General features: G+C 69.7%; 19 protein-coding genes and 1 riboswitch. Of the genes, 6 read left to right on the top strand and 13 right to left on the bottom strand.

Going from position 1 to position 25,224, the window contains the following annotated elements; genetic code table 11:
• Nucleotides 1-57: 57 nt before the first annotated feature.
• The 3 genes from CPH93_RS08215 to CPH93_RS08225 all read right to left on the bottom strand — a co-directional run bounded on the left by CPH93_RS08215 (nucleotide 58) and on the right by CPH93_RS08225 (nucleotide 3,976).
• Nucleotides 58-837, bottom strand: a complete 780-nt coding sequence (locus CPH93_RS08215) for a M23 family metallopeptidase (RefSeq protein WP_096212442.1) — start codon at nucleotides 835-837, stop codon at nucleotides 58-60.
• A 12-nt stretch (nucleotides 838-849) separates the two neighbouring features.
• Nucleotides 850-1,006: riboswitch (cyclic di-AMP (ydaO/yuaA leader) on the bottom strand.
• A 208-nt stretch (nucleotides 1,007-1,214) separates the two neighbouring features.
• Nucleotides 1,215-2,597, bottom strand: a complete 1,383-nt coding sequence (locus CPH93_RS08220) for a M16 family metallopeptidase (protein ID WP_096215359.1) — start codon at nucleotides 2,595-2,597, stop codon at nucleotides 1,215-1,217.
• Nucleotides 2,598-2,635: 38 nt separating this feature from the next.
• Nucleotides 2,636-3,976, bottom strand: coding sequence for a M16 family metallopeptidase (locus CPH93_RS08225; RefSeq protein WP_096212443.1), 1,341 nt, complete (start codon nucleotides 3,974-3,976; stop codon nucleotides 2,636-2,638).
• A gap of 287 nt (nucleotides 3,977-4,263) precedes the next feature.
• On the opposite strand from CPH93_RS08225, the gene CPH93_RS08230 reads away from it, so the two are divergent.
• Complete coding sequence (locus tag CPH93_RS08230) at nucleotides 4,264-6,711, top strand: DNA gyrase/topoisomerase IV subunit A (protein WP_093485582.1); 2,448 nt, start codon at nucleotides 4,264-4,266, stop codon at nucleotides 6,709-6,711.
• 64 nt (nucleotides 6,712-6,775) lie between these two features.
• Here the strand turns inward: CPH93_RS08230 and CPH93_RS08235 are convergent, their stop codons facing one another.
• Together CPH93_RS08235 and CPH93_RS08240 are read right to left on the bottom strand one after the other, a co-directional pair.
• The gene (locus CPH93_RS08235; RefSeq protein ID WP_096212444.1) at nucleotides 6,776-7,879 is read right to left on the bottom strand and encodes a CobW family GTP-binding protein; all 1,104 of its coding nucleotides are present in this window, start codon (nucleotides 7,877-7,879) and stop codon (nucleotides 6,776-6,778) included.
• 111 nt (nucleotides 7,880-7,990) lie between these two features.
• Complete coding sequence (locus CPH93_RS08240; protein ID WP_096212445.1) at nucleotides 7,991-9,160, bottom strand: citrate synthase/methylcitrate synthase; 1,170 nt, start codon at nucleotides 9,158-9,160, stop codon at nucleotides 7,991-7,993.
• 113 nt (nucleotides 9,161-9,273) lie between these two features.
• Here CPH93_RS08240 and CPH93_RS08245 point away from each other — a divergent pair, with 113 nt between their 5' ends.
• From CPH93_RS08245 to CPH93_RS08260, 4 genes are all read left to right on the top strand, one after another.
• Entirely contained in the window at nucleotides 9,274-10,521 is a 1,248-nt protein-coding gene (locus CPH93_RS08245) for a citrate synthase (RefSeq protein ID WP_096212446.1), read from the top strand.
• 190 nt (nucleotides 10,522-10,711) lie between these two features.
• Complete coding sequence (locus CPH93_RS08250) at nucleotides 10,712-11,704, top strand: sucrase ferredoxin (RefSeq protein ID WP_096212447.1); 993 nt, start codon at nucleotides 10,712-10,714, stop codon at nucleotides 11,702-11,704.
• 835 nt (nucleotides 11,705-12,539) lie between these two features.
• Nucleotides 12,540-14,195 carry an ATP-binding protein gene (locus tag CPH93_RS08255; RefSeq protein ID WP_096215360.1) on the top strand — a complete coding sequence of 552 codons (1,656 nt, stop codon included), beginning with the start codon at nucleotides 12,540-12,542 and terminating at the stop codon, nucleotides 14,193-14,195.
• A complete protein-coding gene (locus CPH93_RS08260) occupies nucleotides 14,192-14,866 on the top strand; it encodes a DUF7342 family protein (protein ID WP_096212448.1) in 675 nt (224 codons plus the stop codon). Before CPH93_RS08255 ends, CPH93_RS08260 begins: the two co-directional genes overlap by 4 nt.
• A 160-nt stretch (nucleotides 14,867-15,026) precedes the next feature.
• On the opposite strand, the gene CPH93_RS08265 is transcribed toward CPH93_RS08260, so the two are convergent.
• The 6 genes from CPH93_RS08265 to CPH93_RS08290 form a co-directional block, all read right to left on the bottom strand.
• Entirely contained in the window at nucleotides 15,027-16,631 is a 1,605-nt protein-coding gene (locus CPH93_RS08265; protein WP_093485568.1) for a solute symporter family protein, read from the bottom strand.
• Nucleotides 16,628-17,149: a DUF485 domain-containing protein gene (locus CPH93_RS08270; RefSeq protein ID WP_093649186.1), complete on the bottom strand. Its 522-nt coding sequence runs from the start codon at nucleotides 17,147-17,149 to the stop codon at nucleotides 16,628-16,630. The genes CPH93_RS08265 and CPH93_RS08270 overlap by 4 nt, the downstream gene beginning before the upstream one ends.
• A 95-nt stretch (nucleotides 17,150-17,244) precedes the next feature.
• On the bottom strand, nucleotides 17,245-17,931 hold the full coding sequence (locus CPH93_RS08275; RefSeq protein ID WP_093485563.1) for a response regulator transcription factor: 687 nt from the start codon (nucleotides 17,929-17,931) through the stop codon (nucleotides 17,245-17,247).
• Nucleotides 17,928-19,094, bottom strand: a complete 1,167-nt coding sequence (locus CPH93_RS08280; RefSeq protein ID WP_096212449.1) for a sensor histidine kinase — start codon at nucleotides 19,092-19,094, stop codon at nucleotides 17,928-17,930. The genes CPH93_RS08275 and CPH93_RS08280 overlap by 4 nt, the downstream gene beginning before the upstream one ends.
• A 30-nt stretch (nucleotides 19,095-19,124) precedes the next feature.
• Nucleotides 19,125-19,613: a DUF1453 domain-containing protein gene (locus tag CPH93_RS08285; RefSeq protein WP_173909747.1), complete on the bottom strand. Its 489-nt coding sequence runs from the start codon at nucleotides 19,611-19,613 to the stop codon at nucleotides 19,125-19,127.
• Between the two features lie 155 nt (nucleotides 19,614-19,768).
• Complete coding sequence (locus tag CPH93_RS08290) at nucleotides 19,769-21,889, bottom strand: DNA gyrase/topoisomerase IV subunit B (protein ID WP_006602663.1); 2,121 nt, start codon at nucleotides 21,887-21,889, stop codon at nucleotides 19,769-19,771.
• A gap of 443 nt (nucleotides 21,890-22,332) precedes the next feature.
• Between CPH93_RS08290 and CPH93_RS08295 the strand changes: the two genes are divergently transcribed.
• Nucleotides 22,333-22,563: a DUF7455 domain-containing protein gene (locus CPH93_RS08295; RefSeq protein WP_003981845.1), complete on the top strand. Its 231-nt coding sequence runs from the start codon at nucleotides 22,333-22,335 to the stop codon at nucleotides 22,561-22,563.
• Nucleotides 22,564-22,686: 123 nt separating this feature from the next.
• On the opposite strand, the gene CPH93_RS08300 is transcribed toward CPH93_RS08295, so the two are convergent.
• The gene (locus CPH93_RS08300; protein ID WP_093485557.1) at nucleotides 22,687-23,496 is read right to left on the bottom strand and encodes a serine protease; all 810 of its coding nucleotides are present in this window, start codon (nucleotides 23,494-23,496) and stop codon (nucleotides 22,687-22,689) included.
• Between the two features lie 136 nt (nucleotides 23,497-23,632).
• The gene (locus CPH93_RS08305; RefSeq protein WP_269460147.1) at nucleotides 23,633-25,186 is read right to left on the bottom strand and encodes an RNA polymerase sigma factor; all 1,554 of its coding nucleotides are present in this window, start codon (nucleotides 25,184-25,186) and stop codon (nucleotides 23,633-23,635) included.
• Nucleotides 25,187-25,224 lie beyond the last annotated feature (38 nt).

Consider the following 25,224-nt stretch of genomic DNA (forward strand, 5'->3'; position numbering starts at 1 on the left):
CGGGAGGACGTGCGGTGCGAGGCACCCTCCCGGGCGGCGGGGCGGGCGAGCGGGAGGTCAGACGTTGACGCCGTGCGCGCGCAGGTAGGAGATCGGGTCGATGTCCGAGCCGTAGTCGGGACCGGTGCGGGCCTCGAAGTGCAGATGCGGGCCGGTGACGTTGCCGGTGGCACCGGAGAGGGCGATCTGCTGGCCGGGGGTGACGTGCTGGCCGACCGAGACGGCGAACGACGACAGGTGACCGTACTGGGTGTACGTACCGTCGTTCATCTTGATCACGATGTTGTTGCCGTACGAACCGCCCCAGCCGGCCTCGACGACAGTGCCCGAGCCGACGGCATGGACGCTGGTGCCGGAGGCGGCGTGGAAGTCGATGCCGGTGTGGCTGCCCGAGGACCACAGACTGCTGGACGCCTTGTACCCGGTGGAGATGTAGGAGTCGGCGACCGGCGCGACAAAGGTGTTCAGGCGCTTGCGCTCCGCGTCGCGGGCGGCGCGCACCTTGGCCTTGTGGACGGCCTCGGCGCGGCGCTTGGCCTCATCGGCCTGCTTCTTCGCCAGGGCTTCGGCCTTCGCCTGCGCGGCGGCGGACTCCGCGGCGGCGCGCTGCGCGTCGGCCTGGGCTGCGACGTGGCTGGCAAGCTCGTCACCCAGGACGACGGCCTGCTGCAGACCCGTGTCGTGGGCGGGTGCCACGTCGGTGGCGGCCAGCGCCGGCGAGGCCACGGAGGCGACCACGCCGCCGGCCGCAAGGGTGGCTATGCCGGCGACCTTGCGGGTCGTCCGGGCAGGGCGGTCGGCGCGGCGGTGTTTCCCGGTGGCACGGATGAACGCCATGTACTGGCTTGTCCTTTCCCTCCTTCTCGCCTACCGGGTTAGCTGACGGGTTCGGAGCAGGAAGGTCTCCTACGGGCTCCTCGGGAGAGGAGTCCGATTCACCCCAAGGGACGTGTGGGTCCCCGGCTCCCCTGGCTCGCGCCGTACGGGGACTCGGCGATGACTGCCCGGTGCCACTGTTGTGGCGGACTTGTGACGAACAGCCGGACCGACGCTAAACGGGGCCACTTTCCCTGGGCAAACAGATGCCGTTTTTTGTGCGGGATGCCACAAGAACCGGCGCAACCAGCCGTAAGAAAACGGACATACAGCGGCTCCCGTGGCGAGTGAGTGCCACGGGAGCCGCTTTGTCGATATATGACCTTCCGTCACGCGGACTAGCCGCTGACGACCGTCACCTCGCCGATGCCCAGCGCCTTGACCGGCTCGGCGATCTGCGCCGCATCACCCACGAGGACCGTCACCAGCCGGTCCACGGGGAAGGCGCTGACCGCCGCCGCGGTCGCCTCGACCGTCCCGGTCTCCGCGAGGCGGGCGTACAACTGCGCCTGGAAGTCGTCCGGGAGGTGCTGTTCCACCTGGTCGGCCAGCGTGCCCGCGACGGCCGCCGCGGTCTCGTACTTCAGCGGCGCGACCCCGACGAGGTTCTGCACGGCGACATCCCGCTCGTCGTCGGTCAGCCCCTCTGCCGCGAGGGTGCGCAGCACCTTCCACAGGTCTTCGAGCGCCGGGACGGTGGAGGCGGTGTCCACCGAGCCGCTGATGGCGAGCAGCGCGGCACCCGTGGCCCCCTCGGGGGACGTGGGGGCGGTGGAGCGGAGCACCTGGCCGAACGCGCGCACCCCGTAGGTGTAGCCCTTCTCCTCCCGCAGCACACGGTCCAGACGGGAGGTGAGGGTGCCACCCAGGCAGTACGTGCCGAGGACCTGCGCGGGCCACACCCGGTCGTGCCGGTCGGAACCGATCCGGCCGATGAGCAGCTGCGTCTGGACGGCCCCGGGGCGGTCCACGATCACCACGCGCCCGGTGTCGTCGGCGACGATCGGCGCGGCCTTCAGCGGCTCGGCCGTCGAGCCGCTCCAGGCGCCGAGGGTGTCGGCGAGCGCCGCGCCCAGGTCGACGCCGGTGAAGTCACCGACGATGACGGCGGTGGCCGTGGCGGGCCGTACATGGGCGTCGTAGAAGGCGCGGACGGCCGCGGCGTCGATGCGCGCGACGGTCTCCTCGGTGCCCTGGCGCGGGCGCGACATGCGGGCCGTGGCCGGGAACAGCTCCTTGGACAGCGCCATCGCGGCGCGCCGGGCCGGGTTGGCGAGCTCGTGCGGGATCTCGTCGAGGCGGTTGCGGACCAGCCGCTCGACCTCGCTCTCCGGGAACGCGGGGGCGCGCAGCGCGTCGGCGAGCAGGCCGAGCGCGCGGTGCAGCCGGGAGGCCGGCACCTCCAGGGAGACCCGTACACCGGGGTGGTCGGCGTGCGCGTCCAGGGTGGCGCCGCAGCGCTCCAGCTCGGCGGCGAACTCCTCCGCGTCGTGCTTGTCGGTGCCCTCGGACAGCGCCCGCGCCATGATCGTGGCGACGCCGTCCAGGCCCTCGGGCTCGGCGTCCAGCGGAGCGACGAGGTTGATCTCGACGGCGACGACCTGCTGACCGGGGCGGTGGCTGGTCAGGAGGGTGAGGCCGTTGGGCAGTTGGCTGCGCTCGGGCGCCGGGAAGGCCCACGGCTTGGGCGCGCCGCCCCGGGGCTGCGGGTGGAAGTCCATCGTGCTCACAGGGGTGTCGGCGTGGGTGGTGGCGTCGCTCACTGGTCCGCCTGCCCTTCCTCGGTGTCGGCGGCGTCGTTCGGCTCGGTCGGCTCGTAGACCAGTACCGCGCGGTTGTCGGGGCGCAGCCGGGCCTTGGCGACCGCCTGCACCTCCTCGGGGGTGATGTCCAGGACGCGCTGGACGGCGCTCAGCGCGAGCTGGGGGTCGCCGAACAGGACGGCGAAGCGGCACAGTTCGTCGGCGCGGCCGCTGACCGTGGCGAGCCGGTCCAGCCATTCACGCTCCAGCTGGGCCTGTGCGCGCTCCATCTCCTCCGGGGTCGGCCCCTCGGCGGCGAAGCGGGCCAGCTCCTCGTCGACCGCGCGCTCGATGTCGGGGACCTCCACCCCGCCGGACGTCTTCACGTCCAGCCAGCCCAGCGAGGGCGCGCCGGCCAGCCGCAGCAGGCCGAAGCCGGCGGCCACCGCACTGCGGTCGCGGCGCACCAGCCGGTTGTACAGCCGGGAGGACTCGCCGCCGCCCAGTACGGTCAGCGCGAGGTCCGCGGCGTCCGCCTCACGGGTGCCGTCGTGCGGCAGACGGTAGGCCGCCATCAGGGCGCGGGAGGGCACGTCCTCCTCGACGACCTCACGCAGCTGGCCGCCGATGACGTCGGGCAGCGTGCCGTCGCGCGGCGGCTGCTTGCCGTCGTGCGAGGGGATCGAGCCGAAGTACTTCTCCACCCAGGCCAGGGTCTGCTCGGGGTCGATGTCACCGACGACCGACAGGACGGCGTTGCTGGGTGCGTAATACGTACGGAAGAACGCCCGCGCGTCCTCCAGGGAGGCCGCATCGAGGTCGGCCATCGACCCGATGGGCGTGTGGTGGTACGGGTGGCCCTCCGGGTACGCCATGGCCGTCAGCTTCTCGAAGGCCGTGCCGTAGGGGACGTTGTCGTAGCGCTGTCGGCGTTCGTTCTTGACGACGTCGCGCTGGTTCTCCATGGACTCGTCGTCGAGCGCGGTCAGCAGCGAGCCCATCCGGTCCGCCTCCAGCCAGAGCGCGAGCTCCAGCTCATGGGCGGGCATGGTCTCGAAGTAGTTGGTGCGCTCGAAGCTCGTGGTGCCGTTGAGCGAACCGCCGGCGCCCTGCACCAGCTCGAAGTGACCGTTGCCCGTCACCTGTGCGGAGCCCTGGAACATCAGGTGCTCGAAGAGGTGAGCCAGGCCCGTACGGCCCTTGACCTCGTGGCGGGAGCCGACGTCATACCACAGGCAGACCGCTGCAACCGGGGTCAGGTGGTCTTCGGAGAGCACCACGCGCAGGCCATTGGCCAGCCGGTGCTCGGTCGCTGTCAGGCCGCCGGAGCCGGCTTGTTCTGTGGCCGTGTGACCCATGGGCATGTACGTCCCTTCGATCCGCTTGCGAGGAAGTTCTGTCACTGTATGCAAGCGCGTCGGGATCTGGCGAAGTTCCCGGGCGACCGGCCCCGTATGTGCGCCCGGGCGGCTTCCGGGGGAGCCGAAGGGGGAGTCGCGGTCGGCGTTGTCAGTGCGGCGGTCCACAATGGTCCGCGTCAGACTCAGAGATGTGCGCGGGCTGATCCCCCGCCCGGTTGACCCGACGGGTTGACCGATGCTTTCCGATATCGGCAGTAGACGCAGCAGAAGGAGCCGCAGCCGCGATGGCCCGCCGCAGCACGAAGACCCCGCCGCCGGACGACTTCGAGGAGAGGATCCTCGACATCGACGTCGTCGACGAGATGCAGGGTTCCTTCCTCGAGTACGCGTATTCGGTCATCTACTCGCGCGCCCTGCCGGACGCCCGCGACGGTCTCAAGCCCGTGCACCGCCGCATCCTGTACCAGATGAACGAGATGGGTCTGCGGCCCGACCGCGGCTACGTCAAGTGCGCCCGGGTCGTCGGCGAGGTGATGGGTAAGCTCCACCCGCACGGCGACGCGTCCATCTACGACGCGCTGGTGCGCATGGCGCAGCCGTTCTCGATGCGGGTGCCGCTGGTGGACGGCCACGGCAACTTCGGCTCGCTGGGCAATGACGACCCGCCCGCCGCGATGCGGTACACCGAGTGCCGGATGGCGTCCGCGACGTCCCTGATGACGGAGTCCATCGACGAGGACACGGTCGACTTCGCACCGAACTACGACGGCCAGGAGCGGGAGCCGGTCGCCCTCCCGGCCGCGTATCCGAACCTCCTCGTCAACGGGACGTCCGGCATCGCCGTCGGTATGGCGACGAACATGCCGCCGCACAACCTGGGCGAGGTCATCGCCGCGGCCCGCCATCTGATCAAGCATCCGAACGCCGATCTCGACACCCTGATGCGGTTCGTGCCGGGGCCCGACCTGCCGACGGGCGGCCGGATCGTGGGGCTCGGCGGCGTACGGGACGCGTACGAGAAGGGCCGCGGCACCTTCAAGATCCGCGCGACGGTCACGGTCGAGACCGTCACCGCCCGCCGCAAGGGGCTGGTCGTCACCGAACTCCCCTTCACGGTCGGCCCCGAGAAGGTCATCTCAAAGATCAAGGACCTGGTCGGCTCGAAGAAGCTGCAGGGCATCGCCGACGTCAAGGACCTCACCGACCGCGAGCACGGCCTGCGGCTGGTGATCGAGGTCAAGAACGGCTTCAACCCCGAGGCCGTCCTGGAGCAGCTCTACAAGCTCACGCCGATGGAGGAGTCCTTCGGTATCAACAACGTCGCGCTGGTGGACGGCCAGCCGCTGACGCTGGGCCTCAAGGAGCTGCTGGAGGTCTATGTCGACCACCGCTTCAATGTGGTGCGCCGGCGCAGCGAGTTCCGGCGGACGAAGCGGCGTGACCGTCTTCACCTGGTCGAGGGCCTGCTGACGGCCCTGGTGGACATCGACGAGGTCATCCGCCTCATCCGCTCCAGCGAGAACAGCGCACAGGCCAAGGAGCGGCTGATCGAGCGCTTCTCGCTGAGCGACATCCAGACGCAGTACATCCTCGACACCCCGCTGCGCCGGCTGACCAAGTTCGACCGTATCGAGCTGGAGTCGGAGCGTGACCGGCTGCAGGACGAGATCGAGAAGCTGACGCGGATCCTGGATTCGGACGCGGAGCTGCGCAAGCTGGTCTCCGGGGAGCTGGCCGCGGTGGCGAAGAAGTACGGCACGGACCGGCGGACGGTCCTGCTGGAGTCGACGGGCACCTCGGTCGGTGCGGTGCCGTTGGAGGTGTCCGACGACCCGTGCCGGGTGCTGCTGTCCTCGACGGGCCTGCTGGCCCGGACGGTCACCGGTGAGGTGCCGTTCGACGCCGACGCCCGGCGCGTCAAGCACGACGTGATCGTCTCGACGGTGCCGGCGACGACCCGTGGCGAGGTGGGCGCGGTGACGTCCCTGGGCCGGCTGCTGCGGATCGCGGTGATCGATCTGCCGCAGCTCCCGGAGACGGCGGCTTCGCCCGGCCTCTCCGGCGGTGCCCAGCTCTCGGAGTTCCTGACGCTGGAGGAGGGCGAGCAGCTGATCTGTCTGACCACGCTGGACGAGTCCTCGCTGGGCCTGGCGCTCGGCACGGAGCAGGGCGTGGTCAAGCGGGTGGTGCCCGATTACCCCTCCCACAAGGAGGAGTTGGAGGTCATCACCCTCAAGGACGGCGACCGCATCGTGGGCGCGGCCGAGCTGCGCACCGGTGAGGAGGACCTGGTCTTCATCACCAACGAGGCGCAGCTGTTGCGCTATCCGGCCGCGCAGGTGCGGCCGCAGGGCCGGCCTGCGGGAGGTATGACGGGCATCAAGCTGGGCGAGGGCGCGAAGGTGATCTCGTTCGCCGCGGTCGATCCGGCCTCCGAGGCCATGGTGTTCACGGTCGCCGGCTCGCACGGCACGCTCGACGACTCGGTGGCGACGGCCAAGCTCACCCCGTTCGACCAGTATCCGCGCAAGGGACGCGCGACCGGCGGTGTGCGCTGTCAGCGGTTCCTGAAGGGCGAGGACTGTCTGACCCTGGCGTGGACGGGGCCGGCTCCGGTGCGGGCCGCGGACGCCAAGGGCTCGCCCGTCGAGCTGCCGGAGGTGGATCCGCGGCGGGACGGTTCGGGGGTGCCGCTGACGAAGCCGGTGGCGTCGCTGGCCGGGCCGGTGTAGGCGGCAGCCGGAAGGACAGACGCGGTGGACGCCGTCGGGCCGGTGGAAGACCGGCCCGACGGCGTCACCAGTCTTCCTCGCGTGCGGCCACGTACCGCAGCACACCCCACATGCTGTGGGCACCGGTCTCCGGAGGTGTGCTTTCCCGGCAGTTCTCCAGCTCCTTGCGCAGGGCCGGTGCGTCGATGCCGCTGCCGATCATGACGAGCTGGGTGCACCGCTCCTCGCCCTTCGGCCACGGCTCGGGGTAGAAGCGCAGGAAGTCGCCGACGGCGTGCAGGGTGAACTTCTGGCGGTTCTCCGGCACGTCGAAATGGACGAAGCCCTTGATGCGGTAGAGACCGGCCGGGCGGCTGTCGAGGAAGTCCATGAGTCGGCGCGGGTGCATCGGCTCGGCGGAGGTGAACTCCACGCTCTGGTAGGCGGCGTGGAGGTGGCCCTCATGGTGGGCGTGGTCGGGGTGATCGCAGTGGCCGTCGCAGTGGTGGGCGGCGGCATCCTCGTTCGCCGCGGCCTCGCGCAGCAGGTCCTCGAAGGACAGCTGGCGTACGGCCGTGTCGTGGACCTCCCCCGGTCCGCGGTCGAAGAACAGCTCGGGGTCGACCCGGCCGTACGCCGTGCAGATCACGGGCCGGCCGGGCGCGAGGTCAGCGAGCGTGCCGATGAGTTCCTGTCGTGCCGCGTCGCCGATGCGGTCGGCCTTGTTGAGCACCACGATGTCGGCGATGCCCACATGCCGGTCCAGTTCGGGGTGGCGGACCCTGGTGTCGTCGAATTCGGCCGCGTCGACGACCTCGATCAGCCCGCCGTAGACGATCCGGTCGTTGTCGCTGGCGAGGATCATCCGGATGAGTTCCTGGGGCTCGGCCAGTCCGCTGGCCTCGATGACGATCACATCGATACGGGCGGCGGGGCGGGCGAGCCGTTCCAGGTAGGTGTCCAGTTCGCTGGTGTCGACCGCGCAGCACAGGCAGCCGTTGCCGAGCGAGACCATCGAGTCCACCTGTCCGGCGACGGTCATGGCGTCGATCTCGATGCTGCCGAAGTCATTGACGATCGCGCCGATTCGGGTGCCGTCGCCGGTGCCGAGCAGGTGATTGAGGAGGGTGGTCTTGCCCGATCCGAGGAAGCCCGCGAGCACGACGACCGGGATCTGTTGCGTGGCCAAGGGGGCGCCTCCATGGTGCGGGTGGCGGGCCGCGCGGACCGGCGGCGGACGAGCTGTCGATCGTAACGGACCGCCGACGGCAGGGGCCCGGCTCGGCCACCGCACCGCCCGCTAGCGGGGCACGGCGGTGGGCAGCGGCTGCGGCGGGGGCGGGCCCACGTAGCGGGCGGCAGGACGAATGATCTTCGAGTCCTCGGCCTGCTCCAGAATGTTGGCGCTCCAGCCGACCACGCGGGCTGCGCAGAAGGTGGGTGTGAACATCTCGCGCGGCAGCCCGCACAGCTCCATGACGACGCCCGCGTACAGCTCCACGTTGGTGTGCAGCTCACGGCCGGGCTTGAGCTCGGCCAGCAGCGCTTCGGCCCTCGCCTCCACCTGGACGGCGAATTCCACCAGCGGGCCGCCGAACTGCTCGGCGACACCTCGCAGCATCCTTGAGCGCGGGTCTTCCGTGCGGTACACGGAGTGGCCGAACCCCATGATCCGGTCGCCGCGCAGGACGCTGTCGCGGATCCAGGAGTCGATGCGGTCGGGGGTACCGATGGCGTCGAGCATGTCCAGAGCGCGGCTGGGCGCACCGCCGTGCAGCGGCCCGGAGAGCGCGCCGACGGCGCCGACGAGGCAGGCCGCGAGGTCGGCGCCGGTGGAGGCGATGACGCGTGCGGTGAAGGTCGAGGCGTTGAAGCCGTGGTCGATGGTGGAGATCAGATACGCCTCGATCGCCCGGACCCTGTCCGGCTCCGGCTCTTCGCCCGTGAGCATGTAGAGGTAGTTGGCCGCGTGGCCGAGGTCCACCCGCGGCTCAACCGGCTGCAGGCCCTGACCGAGCCGGTGCAGCGCGGTGATCAGCGTCGGTACTGCGGCGCATGCGGCAAGAGCATCGATGCGGCGGCGGTCGGCGTCGATGTCGTACAGCGGCCGGAATCCGGCCGTCGCGCCGAGCAGCGACAGCGCGGTACGCAGCCCGGCAAGCGGGCCGGAGAGTGCGCCGGCATGGGCGAGGGCGGGCAGCGCGTCGCGTAGGGCCGCGGGCAGCGCGCGCAGCGCGGCGGTCTCGGCCCTGAAGGCGGCCAGCTGCGCCGTGGAGGGCAGCTCGCCGTGGAACATCAGGTACCACACGTCCTCGAAGCTGCGGGCTGTGGCCAGCTCGACGGCGGAGTACTGGCGGTAGTGGTAAAAGCCCTCGGCGCCCCGGACATCGCCCAGTTGGGTCTCGGTGACGATGACGCCCGCAAGTCCGCGGGGCGCGTCGAGCGGTGCGTTCACCTCGGCGATCGGCATGGCTGGTCTCCTTAGCTCTTCCTCACCCAAATATTGATCCGACTGTCTATGCTTGACTCAATAGTTGTCAATATTGATTCCATCAATGTGGATGTCCCGGATACGGTGATCGCATGGCAGATCAGGGAGCGGCGCAGGGCCGGGACGGACAGCGGCTGAGCACCCGGGAGACAGCAGAGCGGCTCGGGGTGAAGCCGGAGACGGTGTACGCCTATGTCAGCCGCGGCCAACTGACCAGCCGCCGGGAGCCGGGCAGCCGCGGCAGCACCTTCGACGCGAAAGAGGTCGATGCGCTGGCCCGCCGCACCGCCCGCCGCGAACCTTCTGCGGCGGGCGACGAGTTGGCGATCCGCACCGGCATCACGCTGATCGACCGCAACCACTGCTACTTCCGCGGCGTTGACACTTCGGAACTCGCCTCCCACTACAGCTACGAGGAAGTCGCCGAGTGGCTGTGGACCGGCGAACTGCGCCCCGGCATCCGTTTCACGGCACCACGCGACGGGCTGGCCGCTGCCCACCGCGCCGTACAGGCGCTTCCGGCACATAGCGGACCGATGGACCGGCTACGGGTCGGTGTGATCGCCGCGGCGGCTGCCGACCCACTGCGTTTCGACCTGTCCGAGGACACCGTCGTCGACATCGCCCGCAGCCTGATCCCCACCCTGGTCGACGCCCTGCCGTCGCACACCCGGAAGCCACCCGCTACCGATTCCCTTGCCGCACGCCTCTGGTCACGGCTGACCTCGGAACCGGCCGACGCCGAGGCACTCCGCGTCCTGGACACCGCGTTGGTCCTGCTCATCGACCACGACCTCGCCGCCTCGACGCTCGCGGTCCGGGTCGCCGCCTCGGCCCGCGCCCATCCGTACGCGATCGTCTCGGCCGGTTTCGGAGCGCTGGACGGCGTATTGCACGGCGCAGCGAGCGGACTTGCCCACCGGATGCTGGTGGAGGTGCTGGACCGGGGCAGCGCGGCTGCCGTCGTCGCCGACCATCTGCGGGCCGGCCGCCGAGTGCCAGGGCTCGGCCATCGCCTCTATCCCGGCGAGGACCCACGGGCCCGCGCTCTGTTCCGGCTCCTGGAAGATGTACCGCATGCCCGCACCGCCCTGCAGGCCGCCCGTGAAGTGATCACCACCACGGCCCGGCACACGGAACTGCACGCCAACGTCGACCTGGCACTGGCTGTGCTGTCCGTCTCAGCAGGCATGCCGGCCGAGGCCGGCGAAACCATCTTCGCCATCGCCCGCACGGCCGGCTGGATCGCCCACGCCCTGGAGGAATACACCGAACACCCCCTCCGCATGCGGCCAAGCGGCCAGTACCACGGCCCCCGCCCGCCGCAACCGTTGCCATAAGGGAAGCGGTCGCGATGTTCGGGCACACCTCGATACGACGCCGCCGGCGAGACCACCGGCACTGCCGTGGCCGGCTCGCAGTTGAGCCACCCCTAGGACTGCCAGCTAAAGCAGCGGTCAGCCTTCGCCATCACTCCCGGGAGCCCCACCCGACATCCGACGCCGGGCGAATGAGGTTAGGCTCACCTATGTGAGTACCTGTGCCACCGCTTCCCGTGAATCGGCCGAATCTCTCACCGCGACCGCGGCCACCGCCAGGACCTGGCTGCTCATCGAGCAGACCGGGCCCTGGGGAGCCCAAGCGCTGACGAACAGTCACCTCGATCCTGACGTCGGCCGGGCCCTGGAGGCTGCGACCGAGGGGACGGGCGTACGAGTCGCCCTGATCCGCCGACCTGGGCGTCATGCCGACTGCCACGGCACGTCCCGCCGCCGGATGTTCCTCGCGCACACCGCCCCCGGACGCACCTGGATCCGCACGACCACCGTCACCGACCCGCGGGCAGCTCTCGGGCTGGACTTCACGGCTTTGGGAGCGGGTGAGCATCACAACCTCTGGGAGCCGTACATCAGTGAGCCGCTGGTCCTCGTGTGCACCAACGGCAAGCGAGACCGCTGCTGCGCCCTGCTCGGCCGCCCGCTGGCCGCCGAGCTCGCCGCCGGCGGAACCGAGGCCTGGGAGGTCACTCACATCGGGGGGCATCGCTTCTCCCCCACCCTTGTCGTCCTCCCCTACGGCTACGCCTACGGACGCGCCTCGGGCCCTCTGGTCAAGGAGGCTGTGGAAGCGGCGCGCGATGGACGGATCACGATCGACCACTGCCGTGGTCGCTCGGCCTGGGACCGGCCGGGCCAGGCCGCCGACCTCGCGGTCCGCGAGCTGATCACGGAGGACCGGGCGGACGCACTCGACATCGTACGGACCGACACGGTGCGGCCCGAACCGGCCGACAGTCCGACGCCCGGTGGCTCTGCCATCGCGGGAGCCTCCCCTGTGTGGGTTGTCACCGTGGCGCACTCCGACGGTCGCAGCTGGCGGGTCACCGTCGAACAGCGGGCCGATGGTGCTGCGGCGCCCGCCAGCTGTGGTGCGCCGCTCGGTCCACCGGCGCGTATGGCCGTTGCCTCCGTCGCCGCTGCGGACGTTACGCCGCGGAGGCGGGCGCAGGCTGTCAGCAGCTGACCTCAAGGGTTCACCCGGGCACCCGCTGGGCCCTCCCGGCCGGTCCTCTTCTCTCTCCCGACGCACATGCGGGGCCTCATCTCTGCCGGTCCTGCGCTCGTCTGGAAGCCGATGACCACTGCGGCTCGACGAATATGTTCTGGGCGGGCGAGACCCTTCCGGCTGCACGCGGCTGCGCCAGGACCACGTGACACTGCAGGCGAAACGCACTGACCAGCTGCGCCGGGGCCGCGGGCCCCCGACCCGGCGGCGACCGAGCGGCCCACCACCAGCCACTCTCCACGACGTACGCCAGGCCCTGCAGTCATCCCCCGTCGACCACATGACCGCTCCCTTCCGTGCACCAGTCGCGCACCTCGCCCTGCACCCGATCGGCGTCGGACCGCCGGTCGCAGGTCCTGTCGGCTTCACCGTTCGACGTTAGATGCGCACGTTCCGCAAGCGACAGGCCTGTGGATAACCCCGTGCAGCAGCAGAACGCGCATCCGCGGCAGCCCGTGATCGGGACGCAGCGGGCGGAGTCACATATGCGTCGCCACCCGGCCACCCTCCGAATTCGCCCCGTGAGGGATTACCGAACCCACCATGACCGCGCTTACTGTTCGTTCGTATGGGCGAAAAGGAAGAGTCCGTTCCGCGCCCGAGCGCCACAGAGCCCTCGGGTTTCGTGCCGCTTCCCGCCACCGCGACGGTCTCATCCGCCAGCACTGCCGAGCCCCACAGCACCACGCACACGCCTGGTATTCGGCCCGCCCCGTCCGACCGCCGACTGGCCGCTTCCAGGCCGCATCTGCCGCGCCTGGGCTGGCCACGGAAGGTGTTCTCCCAGGTCCTGATGGTTCAGCTGGCCATCGCCGCGGGTGTCACTGCACTGGCCACCGGCCTGTTCCTCGCCCCGCTCAGTGCGCAGCTCGACGATCAAGCAATGCGCCGCGCCCTGGCCATCGCACAGACCACCGCCGCCGAGTCACGCCTCGATGACGCCCTGGAGTCCTCCCATCCCACGCGCCACGGCCCCGTACAGAACGAGGCGGAGCGGATTCGTGCCGCCACCGGGGCCGAGTACGTCGTGATCATGGACAAGCGGGGTGTGCGCTGGTCCCACACCGATCCAGACGAGATCGGACGCCATGTCTCGACAGACCCGAGCGCCGTGCTCTCCGGCCAGGAGGTCATGCAGATCGACGAGGGCACTCTCGGCCGGTCCGCACGCGGCAAGGTCCCGCTCCGTGACGAGCAAGGCAAGATCGTCGGAGCCGTCTCCGTCGGCATCGCGTACGAGAGTGTGCGGGAACGGCTGCTCTCCACCGTCCCCCAGCTGCTTGCCTACGCGGGCGGAGCCCTCGCCGTAGGCGCTCTGGCCGCCTATATCGTCTCCCGCCGTCTCCAGCGCCGCACCCACGACCTGGCGTTCTCCGACATCTCCGCGCTGCTCGCCGAGCGGGAAGCAATGCTGCACGGCATCCGTGAGGGGTTCCTCGCGCTCGACAAACACGGCCGTATCCGCCTCATGAACGACGAGGCACAGCGACTCCTCGAGCTACGCGCCGAGGACACCGGCCGCCCCTTGGACACGGTCCTGCCTCCCGGTCGTACAACCGATGTCCTGGCCGGCCGCGTGTCGGGGGCGGACCTGCTGGCCGTCAGCGGGCACCGGGTTCTGGTGGCGAACCGCATGCCCACTGAAGACGGCGGTGCCGTGATCACGTTGCGCGACCGCACCGAGCTGGAACGGCTCGGCCGCGAACTGGACGGCACCCGCGGACTCATCGATGCCCTCCGTGCCCAGGACCACGAGCACGCCAACCGGCTGCACACCCTCCTCGGTCTGCTCGAACTCGGGCTGCACGAAGAGGCAGTGGAATTTGTGACACACGCCGTAGGCGTACATCGTGCGACCGCCGAGCAGGTCACCGAGCGCATCCACGATCCCTTGCTGGCTGCCCTCCTGGTGGGCAAGGCCACCGTCGCCACCGAGCGAGGTGCCTCCCTCCGCATTTCCCCCGATACGCATGTGCCCAACCGACTGGTCGATCCGCACAGCCTCGTCACCGTGCTCGGCAATCTCATCGACAACGCCCTGGATGCCACGTCGGGTGAACGCGACGCACTCGTGGAAGCCGAGGTTCGCACCGTTGACCGGACCGCCGTCGTGCGGGTCAGTGACAACGGACCGGGCGTGCCAGAAGCACGTCGCGCCGAGATCTTCACCGCGGGCTGGACAACCAAGGATCCGCCCGCCCATGGGCAGCGCGGCATCGGCCTGGCGCTCGTACGGCGTCTCGCCGAGCGATATGGAGGCAGCGCCGAAGTCGGCGAGCGCCCCGGTGGTGGTGCGGTCTTCACCGTGACGGTCCCCGACGCGCTGTCCGACGAGCTTCCAGAGGGGCGTGAGGCGGCCTCCCGGGAAGCAATCACTGGAACCCACAGCACCGGGCGAGCCACCGTGGGCACTCGCCTTCCCGGGGGCGCGACGGAGGCCGGCCAATGATCGACGTACTGGTCGTGGACGACGATGTGCACGTGGCAAAGATCAATGCGGCGTACGTCGCCAAAACCGACGGATTCCGGGTCAGCTGTCTCGCGCACACCGCTGCGGAAGCCCTTGCCGCCCTGGAAAGTTTCCCCGTCGATCTGATCCTTCTGGATCACTATCTTCCCGACAAGACGGGGCTGCAGCTGGTCGGCGAGCTGCGACGCCGCGGTCTGTTCACCGACGTGATCATGGTGACGGCGGCGCGCGATATCGCCACCGTGCAGGCTGCCATGCGCCACGGTGCACTGCAGTACCTGGTCAAGCCGTTCACCTTCGCAGGCCTGCGCTCCAAGTTGGAGGGCTACGCGGCACTGCACCGCACCTTTGCGGGCGGCGGAAAGGCCGAGCAGTCCGAAGTGGACCGGATCTTCGGCGTGTTGGGGGCCGCCAACGCGGGCCCCGCCGAGTTGCCGAAGGGGCACTCCACCGCCACCGCCGACCGCGTGCGCTCGGTGCTGCGCTCCGCGGACGCTCCGCTGTCCGCACAGGACGTCGCCCTCCAGGCGGGGCTGAGCCGGCAGACCGCCCAGCGCTACCTCAAGCTCTTGGAGCGCGCAGGGCGGGTGCGCCTCACCCTCAAGTACGGCGAGACCGGCCGCCCCGAGCACCGCTACGAGTGGGTCTAAGCCTGCCACCCGCCTCTGGGAGCGACGGAGGAGGGGAAGGCGAGGTGTGCGGAAGGGCGAGGGCCAAGAAGCCGCCACACGGCTGTGGGCAACCCCGCCCGTCCTGCCCGTGCCCTCCAAGTCCAGGGCCTGCCCGCCCCTGGACTTGTCGGATACGCCCTTAAGCCGCCCCCGCCCCCGTGAGCGCCCGTACCTCCGTCTCTGCATGCCGTGCCTCATCGGCGGCCTCCGGGGAGAGCAGAGTTCCCAGCCAGCCCATCAGGAAGCCCAGCGGGATCGATACGACACCGGGGTTGTCGAGCGGGAAGACGGCGAAGTCCAATCCGGGGAAAATCGACTCCGGACCACCGGAGACCACCGGCGAGAGAACGACCAGGGTGATCGCCGGGATCAGACCGCCGTACACGGACCAGACCGCCCCCCGGGTCGTGAAGCGGCGCCAGAAGAGGGTGTACAGCAGGACCGGCAGGTTGGCCGAAGCAGCAACGGCAAAGGCCAGGCCCACCAGGAAGGCGACGTTCAGGTCCTGGGCGAGCAGGCTGAGGCCGATGGCAACCGCGCCGACCGCCACCGCCGCAATACGCGCCACGGCCACCTCGGCACGCTGGGCGTCCTGCACCGTGCCGCGCGCGCGCCGCAGCGAGGCATACAGGTCGTGTGCGACCGAGGCCGACGAGGCGAGCGTGATGCCGGCGACAACGGCCAGGATGGTTGCGAACGCGACCGCGGCCACCACTGCGAAGAGAACCGTCCCCCCGGTCGAACCGGCGCCGCCTCCCAGGTTGAGGGCGAGCAGCGGGACGGCGGTGTTGCCGGCCGTATTGGACGCGTGGACGGCGGAGCTGCCCAGCACTGCTGCGGCACCGAAGCCGAGCACGATGGTCATCAGGTAGAAGCCGCCGATCAGACCGATGGACCAGACGACGGAGCGACGGGCAGAGCGCGCCGTGGGAACAGTGTAGAAGCGGGAGAGGATGTGCGGCAGCCCGGCAGTCCCCAGAACCAGAGCGATGCCGAGGCTGATGAAGTCGAGCCGCGCGGTCCAGCCGCCGCCGTATTTGAGACCGGGAGTGAGGAAGTCGCGGCCGTGGCCGCTGCGTTCGGCAGCGGTGTTCAACAGGGAGTTGATGTCGCCGTGGAACCGGATCAGTACCAGGACAGTCAGGGCGATGGCGCCGCCCATGAGGAGTACCGCCTTGACGATCTGGATCCATGTCGTGGCCCGCATGCCGCCGAAGGCGACGTAGACCACCATCAGGGCGCCGACCCCGATCACCATCCAGGTACGGGCCTGCTGGCTCGCCCCGCCCAGGAGCAGGGCGACCAGACTGCCGGCGCCGACCATCTGCGCCACCAGGTAGAGCACGGACACGGTGACGGAGGCCGTGCCGGCCGCGATGCGGACGGGGCGCTCCCGCATCCGGGCGGCGACGACATCGGCAAGGGTGAACCTTCCGCAGTTGCGGACCAGTTCGGCGACGAGGAAGAGGACGACGAGCCAGGCGACGAGAAAGCCGACCGAGTACAGCAGGCCGTCGTAGCCGAAGAGGGCGATCAGCCCGGAGATACCGAGGAAAGACGCGGCGGACATGTAGTCACCCGCGATGGCGAATCCGTTCTCCATGGGGGAGAAGAGTCTCCCGCCCGCGTAGAACTCCTCGGCGGAGCCGTGCCGGCGGCGGCTCACCCAGGTCGTGATCGCCAGGGTGACGGCGATGAACACACTGAACAGGACCAGTGCGAGGGTCTGGTGGTCGCCGGTCAACGGATGTTCCCCCCGGTGAGTTCCTGTGTTTCCCAGCGGATGTCGAGCGCCGCTCGGTCCCTGCGCAGCCGGGCATGGCGCGCGTAGGCCCAGGTGAGCAGGAACGTGGTGGCGAACTGGCCGAGTCCGGCGAGCATCGCGACGTTCAGGGCGCCGACGACGCGATGGGCCATGAGGCCCGGCGCGGCGGTCGCTGCGACCACATAGGCGAGGTACCAGACCAGGAAGACCGCCGTGCCGGGGAGGACGAACCGCCGATAGCGACGACGCACCTCCTGGAATGCCGTGCTTCGTTGCACCGCCAGATAGATCTCGTCGTGCGGTGCGGATCGTGATTCCGCTACCGGGACCGGCGTGGGTACCGGGACCGGTTCGGGCTTCCCTGTGCCATCCCACTCGCCCGTTGGTTTTGCCGCGTCACCCAGCTCGCCCCACCCGGAGGTGAGAGCGTCGTACCAGGGGTCGTCGAGCCGTAGGGCCCCTGACTCACCGGCCGAACGGCCGTCCTGCTTGTCCACCGAACTCTCCTTGGTGCACGGGTTTGTTGTCCGTGTGGCCCAAGAGTGGACAGAAAGGAAGATCCTGGACTCTTCATTGCGAACCCTTCACCCCATCAGGTGACGGACTGTTGCGGCGGCTGCGCAAGGCCGTGACGGTACGCGTAGTGGATGGCCTGCGCCCGGTCCCGCAGCCCCGCTTTGGCGAAGAGATTGTTGATGTGGGTCTTCACGGTCGCGGTGGAAACATGCAGGGTGCGGGCGATCTCCGGGTTGGACTGGCCTTCGGCGACCAGCCGCAGCACCTCCACCTCACGGGTGGTCAGTCCGTCCGGGGGTTCGTCGGGGGATTGCGGCGCCGTCCGCACGGGCTCCGTGAAGCGCTCCAGCAGCCTGCGCTGAATCCTGGGCGACAGCCCGGCCTCGCCCGAGATCACGTCGTCGATGGCGCGGACGATCTCGTCGCCGTCGGCGTCCTTGGTCAAATAGCCACGGGCTCCGGCCTGCAGAGCGGGGAAGAGCGAGTCGTCGTCCGCGTAGGTGGTGAGCACCACGACCTGGGTACCGGGGTGCCCGGCGCAGATACGGCGGGTGGCCTCGACGCCGTCGCAGCGCGGCATCCGCAGGTCCATCAGGACGACGTCGGGGGCGAGTTCGGCGACGAGGCGGACCGCTTCCTCGCCGTCCGCGGCAGATCCGATGACCTCGATTCCCGGCAACAGCCCCAGCAGCATCACGATCCCTTCGCGCACCACCGTCTGGTCGTCGGCGACCACGACCCGCGTTACCGCGCCTGCCGTCATGCGGGCACCCGCAACCGCACCACGAAACCCTCCTCGTCGGGGCCGGACTCCAGCGTTCCGCCGAGGAGTTCGGCGCGCTCCCGCATCCCGAGCAGACCGTACCCGGAGCCGCTCTCCGCGAGCTCGCCGGGCGTGCCGCGACCGCCGGAGTCGCGCACCTCCAGCCCGATGCCGTCCGCCGCGTACTCCAGCCGCACGCTCACCCGGGCGCCCGGAGCATGCTTGCGTACGTTCGTGAGCGCCTCCTGGGCGACCCTGCGGACAGCGAGGCCCGCCTCGGCCGGCACGGCGCGGGCCGCACCCGCCACATCCAGCCGAGCGCCCTCAGTGGCGGTCAGGCGGCGCAGGAAGTCCTCGACCGGGATCATCTCCCCACGCAGCGCGGAAAGCGCCTCACGGGTACCGTCCAGCCCTTCACGGGCCATTCCCCGGCACGCCGTCACCCGCTCCAGGAGCTGCGCACGGTCGGCCTCGAGGTCGGTGCTGCGCTGGATCAGCAGCCGCGCGGCCTCCAGGTGCACCAGTTGGGCGCTCAGGCTGTGGGCAAGGACGTCGTGTATCTCGCGCGCGATCCGCCCGCGTTCGGTGAGCGCCGCCGATTCCGACTCGGCCTTACGGGCGGCCCGTTCCTGCGCCAGCATCCGCTGGGTGTTGCCGCGCGCCTCGGCGTCCAGCCGTACGACGCAGCCCGCCAGCCCCAGGCCCACGGCGGTCGCGGCGGTCGCCCACCAGTTGTCGTGGTTCAGCGCGGCGTACCCGCTCAGGGCGGTGGCGGAGCACGGTACGGCGACGCTCAGCGGCAGCCGCTCCATGGCGATGACGGCGCAGGCGCACCACAGGACGGTGGCGGGCGTCCGCGCCCCCACGTATGCGAAGCCGAGAGCCGCAGCCACCAGGACGGCGAACAGTCCGATGGACGGCCTCAGGTGATGGGCCAGCGTCGCCCGGAAGAAACCACGGAAGGCCAGCACCGTGACGGCCACACCGGTGCACAAGGCCACCAGCCGCCATCCGGTGAAGGCCGGCCCCACCAGGGTGGTCCACACCAGCCCCGCCACCACCGCAATGCGCACCGACCGCCCGAGCCACAACCGGGCGCCGCTGACGCCCTCACGGGACAGCGATTCCCGCAAAGGCCAGCTCGTCCAGGAGTTCGGCGGCACTACGGTCCCTTCCACGGCGCGCGCAGGGGCTCAGCCCGCGACAGGGACACGGTACGTCCGCTGCACCGCCTGGGCCCGCCAGGTGGTGACGCCGGCCCGGGTCAGCAGCATCGCGGCAACGGAGAGCATCGTGGCCGCGCTGCCCTGGTGGATGCCCATGGCCGCGGCGATGCCCATGAGACCGACCCGCAGTGCCATGCCGCAGAGCCACACGCCGGCCGCCGCCCAGCTTCCCTTGGCCCAGACCGCACCGTCCTCGTCCGTCCAGATGCGGGTCGTCCAGGCCCAGCCGGCGCCGCAGGCCAGCCCGATCAGTATCTCCAGGCCCAGGAAGACGGCCGATGCGACGTGGTGTGCCGGGTCCACGAGGCCGGGCTGCCGCACCGCCATGACCGTCAGGACGACCGGCATCAGCCACCACGCCTTGCCCTCCGACGAGAGGCGCTGCGCCGCGAACTGCCGGATGAACACCAGCGCGATGACGCCGGTGATCACAACGATGTTGAGCGTGCCGCTCATGACCTGGACCTCCATGGGACGGGAATTCGACGTCTCCGACGCTATGGAGCGGCGCCACCGCGCGGATCGGCGCCAGGGTGGGGCCCGGGTGGAAAACGCGACGGGCGTTTCTCCACCCGGGGGTGGAGAAACGCCCGTCGGTGGCCGCGGACGGCTCAGGTGTCGATGCGCGAACGGTCCAGAGTGGACGCGGAGTTGGTGATGAACTCCTTACGGGGGGCGACTTCGTTGCCCATCAGGAGGTCGAAGGCCTTCTCCGCCGCTTCGAGATCGCTGATGTTGATGCGGCGCAGGGTGCGGTGGCGCGGGTCCATGGTCGTCTCGGCGAGCTGGTCGGCGTCCATCTCACCCAGGCCCTTGTAGCGCTGGATGCTGTCCTTGTAGCGGACCTTCGTGCGCTGGAGTTCGAGCAGGGTCTGGCGCAGCTCGTTGTCCGAATAGGTGTAGATGTACTTGTCCTGGCCCTTTTTGGGGTTGATCAGTTCGACGCGGTGCAGCGGCGGGACGGCCGAGAAGACACGGCCCTCCTCGACCATGGGCCGCATGTAGCGCTGGAAGAGGGTCAGCAGCAGGCAGCGGATGTGGGCGCCGTCGACGTCCGCGTCGGCCAGGAAGATGACCTTGCCGTAGCGGGCGGTGTCGATGTCGAAGGTGCGGCCGGACCCAGCCCCTATGACCTGGATGATGGCCCCGCACTCAGCGTTCTTCAGCATGTCCGAAACCGATGACTTCTGGACATTGAGAATCTTGCCGCGGATCGGCAGCAGCGCCTGGAATTCCGAATTCCGCGCCAGCTTTGCGGTGCCCAGTGCCGAGTCGCCCTCGACGATGAAGAGTTCGCTGCGGTCGACGTCGTCGCTGCGGCAGTCCGCGAGCTTGGCCGGCAGCGAGGACGACTCCAGCGCGGTCTTCCGCCGCTGGGCCTCCTTGTGCTGCCGGGCGGCGATGCGCGTACGGGCCGCGGCGACGACCTTCTCCAGGACGGAGCGCGCCTGCTGCTTGGCATCCCGCTTCGTGGAGGTCAGGAACGCCTTGAGTTCCCGGCTCACCACCTGGGCGACGATCCGGGACGCGGCGGAGGTGCCGAGCACCTCCTTGGTCTGTCCCTCGAACTGCGGCTCCGCCAGTCGTACGGTCACGACCGCCGTGAGGCCCTCCATGGCGTCGTCCTTGACGACGTCGTCCTCGGCCACGCGCAGCAGCTTGCTCGATCGCAGCACCTCGTTGACGGTCTTGGTGATCGACCGCTCGAATCCGGAGACGTGGGTGCCGCCCTTGGGCGTCGCGATGATGTTGACGAACGACTTGACCGTCGAGTCGTAGCCGGTGCCCCAGCGCAGCGCGATGTCGACGCCCAGCTCCCGGGTGACCTCGGTCGGAGTCATGTGGCCGCGGTCGTCGAGGACCGGGACGGTCTCCTTGAAAGTGCCCTGGCCGGACAGCCGGAGCACATCGCACACGGCCTTGTCCTGCGCGAGGTACTCGCAGAATTCGCTGATGCCGCCGTCGTAGCGGAAGGTCTCTTCCGTCTTGCCGGCGCCGTCGATGCCCCGCTCGTCGCGTACGACGAGGGTCAGGCCCGGTACGAGGAAGGCCGTCTGCCGCGCGCGGGCGTACAGCGTCTCCAGGGAGAGCTTGGCGTCCTTGAGGAAGATCTGCCGGTCGGCCCAGTAGCGCACCCGGGTGCCGGTCTTCGTCTTGGCGATCCGCTTGCCCTTGAGCAGGCCGTTGCCCGGATCGAAGGGGGCGTCGGGACCCGATTCGGTGAAGATGCCGGGTACGCCGCGCCGGAAGCTGATCGAGTGCGTCTTGCTGCTGCGGTCCACCTCGACGTCGAGCCGCGCGGACAGGGCGTTGACGACCGAGGCGCCGACGCCGTGCAGTCCGCCGGAGGCCGCGTACGAGCCGCCGCCGAACTTGCCGCCGGCGTGCAGCTTGGTCATCACGACCTCGACGCCGCTGAGGCCGGTCTTCGGCTCGACGTCGACCGGGATGCCGCGGCCGTTGTCCCTGACCTCCACCGACCCGTCGTCGTGGAGGATCACCTCGATGTGGTCGCAGTAGCCGCCCAGCGCTTCATCGACGGAGTTGTCGATGATCTCCCACAGGCAGTGCATCAGGCCACGGCTGTCCGTCGAGCCGATATACATGCCGGGGCGCTTGCGGACGGCTTCGAGCCCCTCGAGGACGAGCAGATGCCGCGCGGTGTAGTTGGAACCGTCCCGGTCTGCCCCGGTCAGCACTGCGGTGGACGGCACGGACATCTCGGCGGTCACGCGGTTCGCTCCTCGCTGAATTTCTGGCAGTCCGCATTCCGCGGACTCGGTTGTGGCGGTGTCGCCGGTCAGAGGGTACCGAGGCCTGGTAGAGCCGATGTGACGCCACCCGTAAGCATGCTCATGCTAGTAGAATTTCGCTCGCGTGTTCGATCCCTCGTTGGGGTGACGTCGCAGTGACGTGCACATCACGTTCCCTTCGAGGCATGAACCATTTAGGCTCCGGGCACGTCCTCATCAACAACCGGCAAGCCAGCCGGGAGGACAGACCCAACAACCAACGTGAATCAGACCACCAAGCAATACGGCTCATTCGCCGCCACCCGGCAGCACCCGGCCCCCTCGGAGAATTTTTTCGAGGAAAAGGCACGAGCGGGAACGTTTTCGGCCTGGTTGGATGTTGACCCTGGTACGACAGCTCGTCGAGCTAGAGAAGAGGCGACGTGACTACTGTTCTGACACCCGCGAGCCCGCTGACGGCCGCTGACCGCTGCGACCGCTGCGGCGCCCAGGCATACCTGCGCGTCGTCCTGATGTCCGGCGGAGAACTGCTCTTCTGCGCCCATCACGGTCGCAAGTTCGAGCCAGAACTCAAGAAGATCGCCGCGGAAATACAGGACGAGACGGAGCGGCTCACCGCTTCTCCGGCGTCCGCGTCCGATGAGGAACGCTGACACTTCGCATCCACGACGAGCGAACAGCGGCACAGCGCCGTACCGCGGGCGGCCACCCGGCACCACCGGGAGGCCGCCCGCAGTCGTGCGTCCTCACGCGGGCCTGAGAGCCCCCCGCGCGGTTCAACCGGCCCCGTGTGCGGACACCGCCGGGAGCAGCGCAGAGGCGCGCGTATAGACCCCTGGACTGCCCGCCCGGCCGCAGCCGGTCCCCCATGACACCAGTCCCACCAGCCGGCCCCGGACGACCAGCGGCCCGCCGCTGTCCCCCTGACAGGCGTCCCTGCCGCCGGCCGGCTCCCCTGCGCACAGCATCGACTGCGCCCGGTACCTGCCGTCGGCATTGCCCGGGTAGGCCCGCGCACAGACCGCATCGGGCAGCACATTGACGTGCGCCGCCCGCAGCTGTGACGCATAGCTGCCCCCGCCCGTGGTGTCCCCCCAGCCGTAGACCGTGGCCGCGTTCCCCGGCCGGTAGGCGCTGTCGCGCCGTCCCGCTATCGGGATGGGCCGGTTCGGAACCGGCTTGTCCAGCGTGAGGACGGCCATGTCACCGTCGTTCGTCCAAGTGTTGTAGCCGGGGTTGATCCAGACCTTCGCGGGCTTGAGTTCCTGGCCGCCGCCGCCGGTGAGGTTGTCGCGTCCGACGACGACCCGCAGGTCCCGCACCTGCCGCCAGGGGACGCCCAGCACCTCTCTGCTCAGGCAGTGCGCCGCCGTCACCACCGTCGAGTGGCCGACGAGCACGCCGCCGCAGAACTGCCCGGAGCGCTGGGCCCCGAAGCGCTCATGAGAGGCCACTGCCACCGCCCAGGGGCTGTGCGACAACGGGGCAGGTCTGCCACCGATCACCACCCCGTCCGCGGCCGCCGACGCCGGCAGGGCGAGGACCAGCGCGAGGGCTGCAAAGGCCGCACGGGCGGTGGGACGCATACGGACTCCTGACTCCGGGACAGTGCATGCATACCCAGAGTGACGCCAACGATCACCCTGCGCACCCGGACGTGCGTGAGCCCGGCCTCCCAACGGGGAGAGACCGGGCTCGTGACGCTGTCCGGGCGGGCCGGGACTAGTCGAGGTAGTCGCGCAGCACCTGGGAACGCGACGGGTGACGCAGCTTCGACATGGTCTTCGACTCGATCTGGCGGATCCGCTCACGCGTGACGCCGTAGACCTTGCCGATCTCGTCCAGGGTCTTGGGCTGACCGTCGGTGAGACCGAAGCGCATGGAGACGACGCCGGCCTCGCGCTCGGAGAGGGTGTCGAGAACCGAGTGCAGCTGCTCCTGCAGAAGCGTGAAGCTGACCGCGTCGGCCGGGACGACCGCCTCGGAGTCCTCGATGAGGTCACCGAATTCGCTGTCGCCGTCCTCGCCCAGCGGGGTGTGCAGCGAGATCGGCTCGCGGCCGTACTTCTGGACCTCGATGACCTTTTCGGGGGTCATGTCGAGTTCCTTGGCCAGCTCCTCCGGGGTGGGCTCGCGGCCCAGGTCCTGGAGCATCTGGCGCTGGACGCGCGCGAGCTTGTTGATGACCTCGACCATGTGGACGGGGATACGGATCGTACGGGCCTGGTCGGCCATGGCGCGGGTGATGGCCTGACGGATCCACCACGTCGCGTAGGTCGAGAACTTGTAGCCCTTGGTGTAGTCGAACTTCTCGACCGCACGGATCAGACCGAGGTTGCCCTCCTGGATCAGGTCCAGGAAGAGCATGCCGCGGCCGGTGTACCGCTTGGCCAGGGAGACGACCAGACGGAGGTTGGCCTCCAGGAGGTGGTTCTTCGCCCGGCGGCCGTCCTCGGCGATGATCTCCAGCTCACGCTTGAGCTTCGGCGCGAGCTTGTCGGCGTTCGCCAGCTTGTCCTCGGCGAACAGGCCCGCCTCGATGCGCTTGGCGAGCTCCACTTCCTGCTCGGCGTTGAGGAGCGGGACCTTACCGATCTGCTTGAGGTAGTCCTTGACCGGGTCGGCGGTGGCGCCGGCCGCGGCGACCTGCTGCGCGGGGGCGTCGTCCTCGTCGTCGTCGGACAGGACGAAGCCGGCGTTCTCCGCGCCCTCGGCGGCCTCGGGAGCGTCGCCCTTACCGGGCGCCGGGGTCTCCTCGGCCACCTCGTCTTCGAGCAGCTCGTCGACGTCCTTCTTGGACGCGGTCTTCTTGGCGGTGGCCTTCTTCGCCGTCGCCTTCTTCGCGACGGTCTTCTTGGCGGCCGTCTTCTTCGCCGCTGCCTTCTTCGCGGGCGCGGACTCGGACTCACCGGCCGGCGGGTCCGCCACAGGGGCGGGGGCCGCGGCGGCGGTGGTCTTCTTGACCGTGGCGGCCTTCGCCGCGACGGTCTTGGTGGCGGTGCGCTTCGCCGGACTCTTCGCTGCGACGCTCTTGCGGGTGCGCTTGGGCGCCTCTGCGGCACTGACCATCAGCGTCACACCCTCCTCGTCGAGGATTTGGTTGAGGCTGCGCAGAACGTTCTTCCACTGGGTTGGCGGAATCTGGTCAGCCTCGAAGGCCCGACGCACGTCATCGCCGGCGATCTGCCCATCTGCCTTTCCCCGCTCGATGAGCGCCATCACAGACTCGGACTCGGCGATCTCCGGCGGGAGCGTACGGGATGTGCTGGCCGACACGAACAACCTCTCGGAACGATGGAAACGGCTTCCGACCC

This window comes from Streptomyces sp. 2323.1 (genome assembly GCF_900221035.1).
Taxonomy (GTDB): domain Bacteria; phylum Actinomycetota; class Actinomycetes; order Streptomycetales; family Streptomycetaceae; genus Streptomyces; species Streptomyces sioyaensis.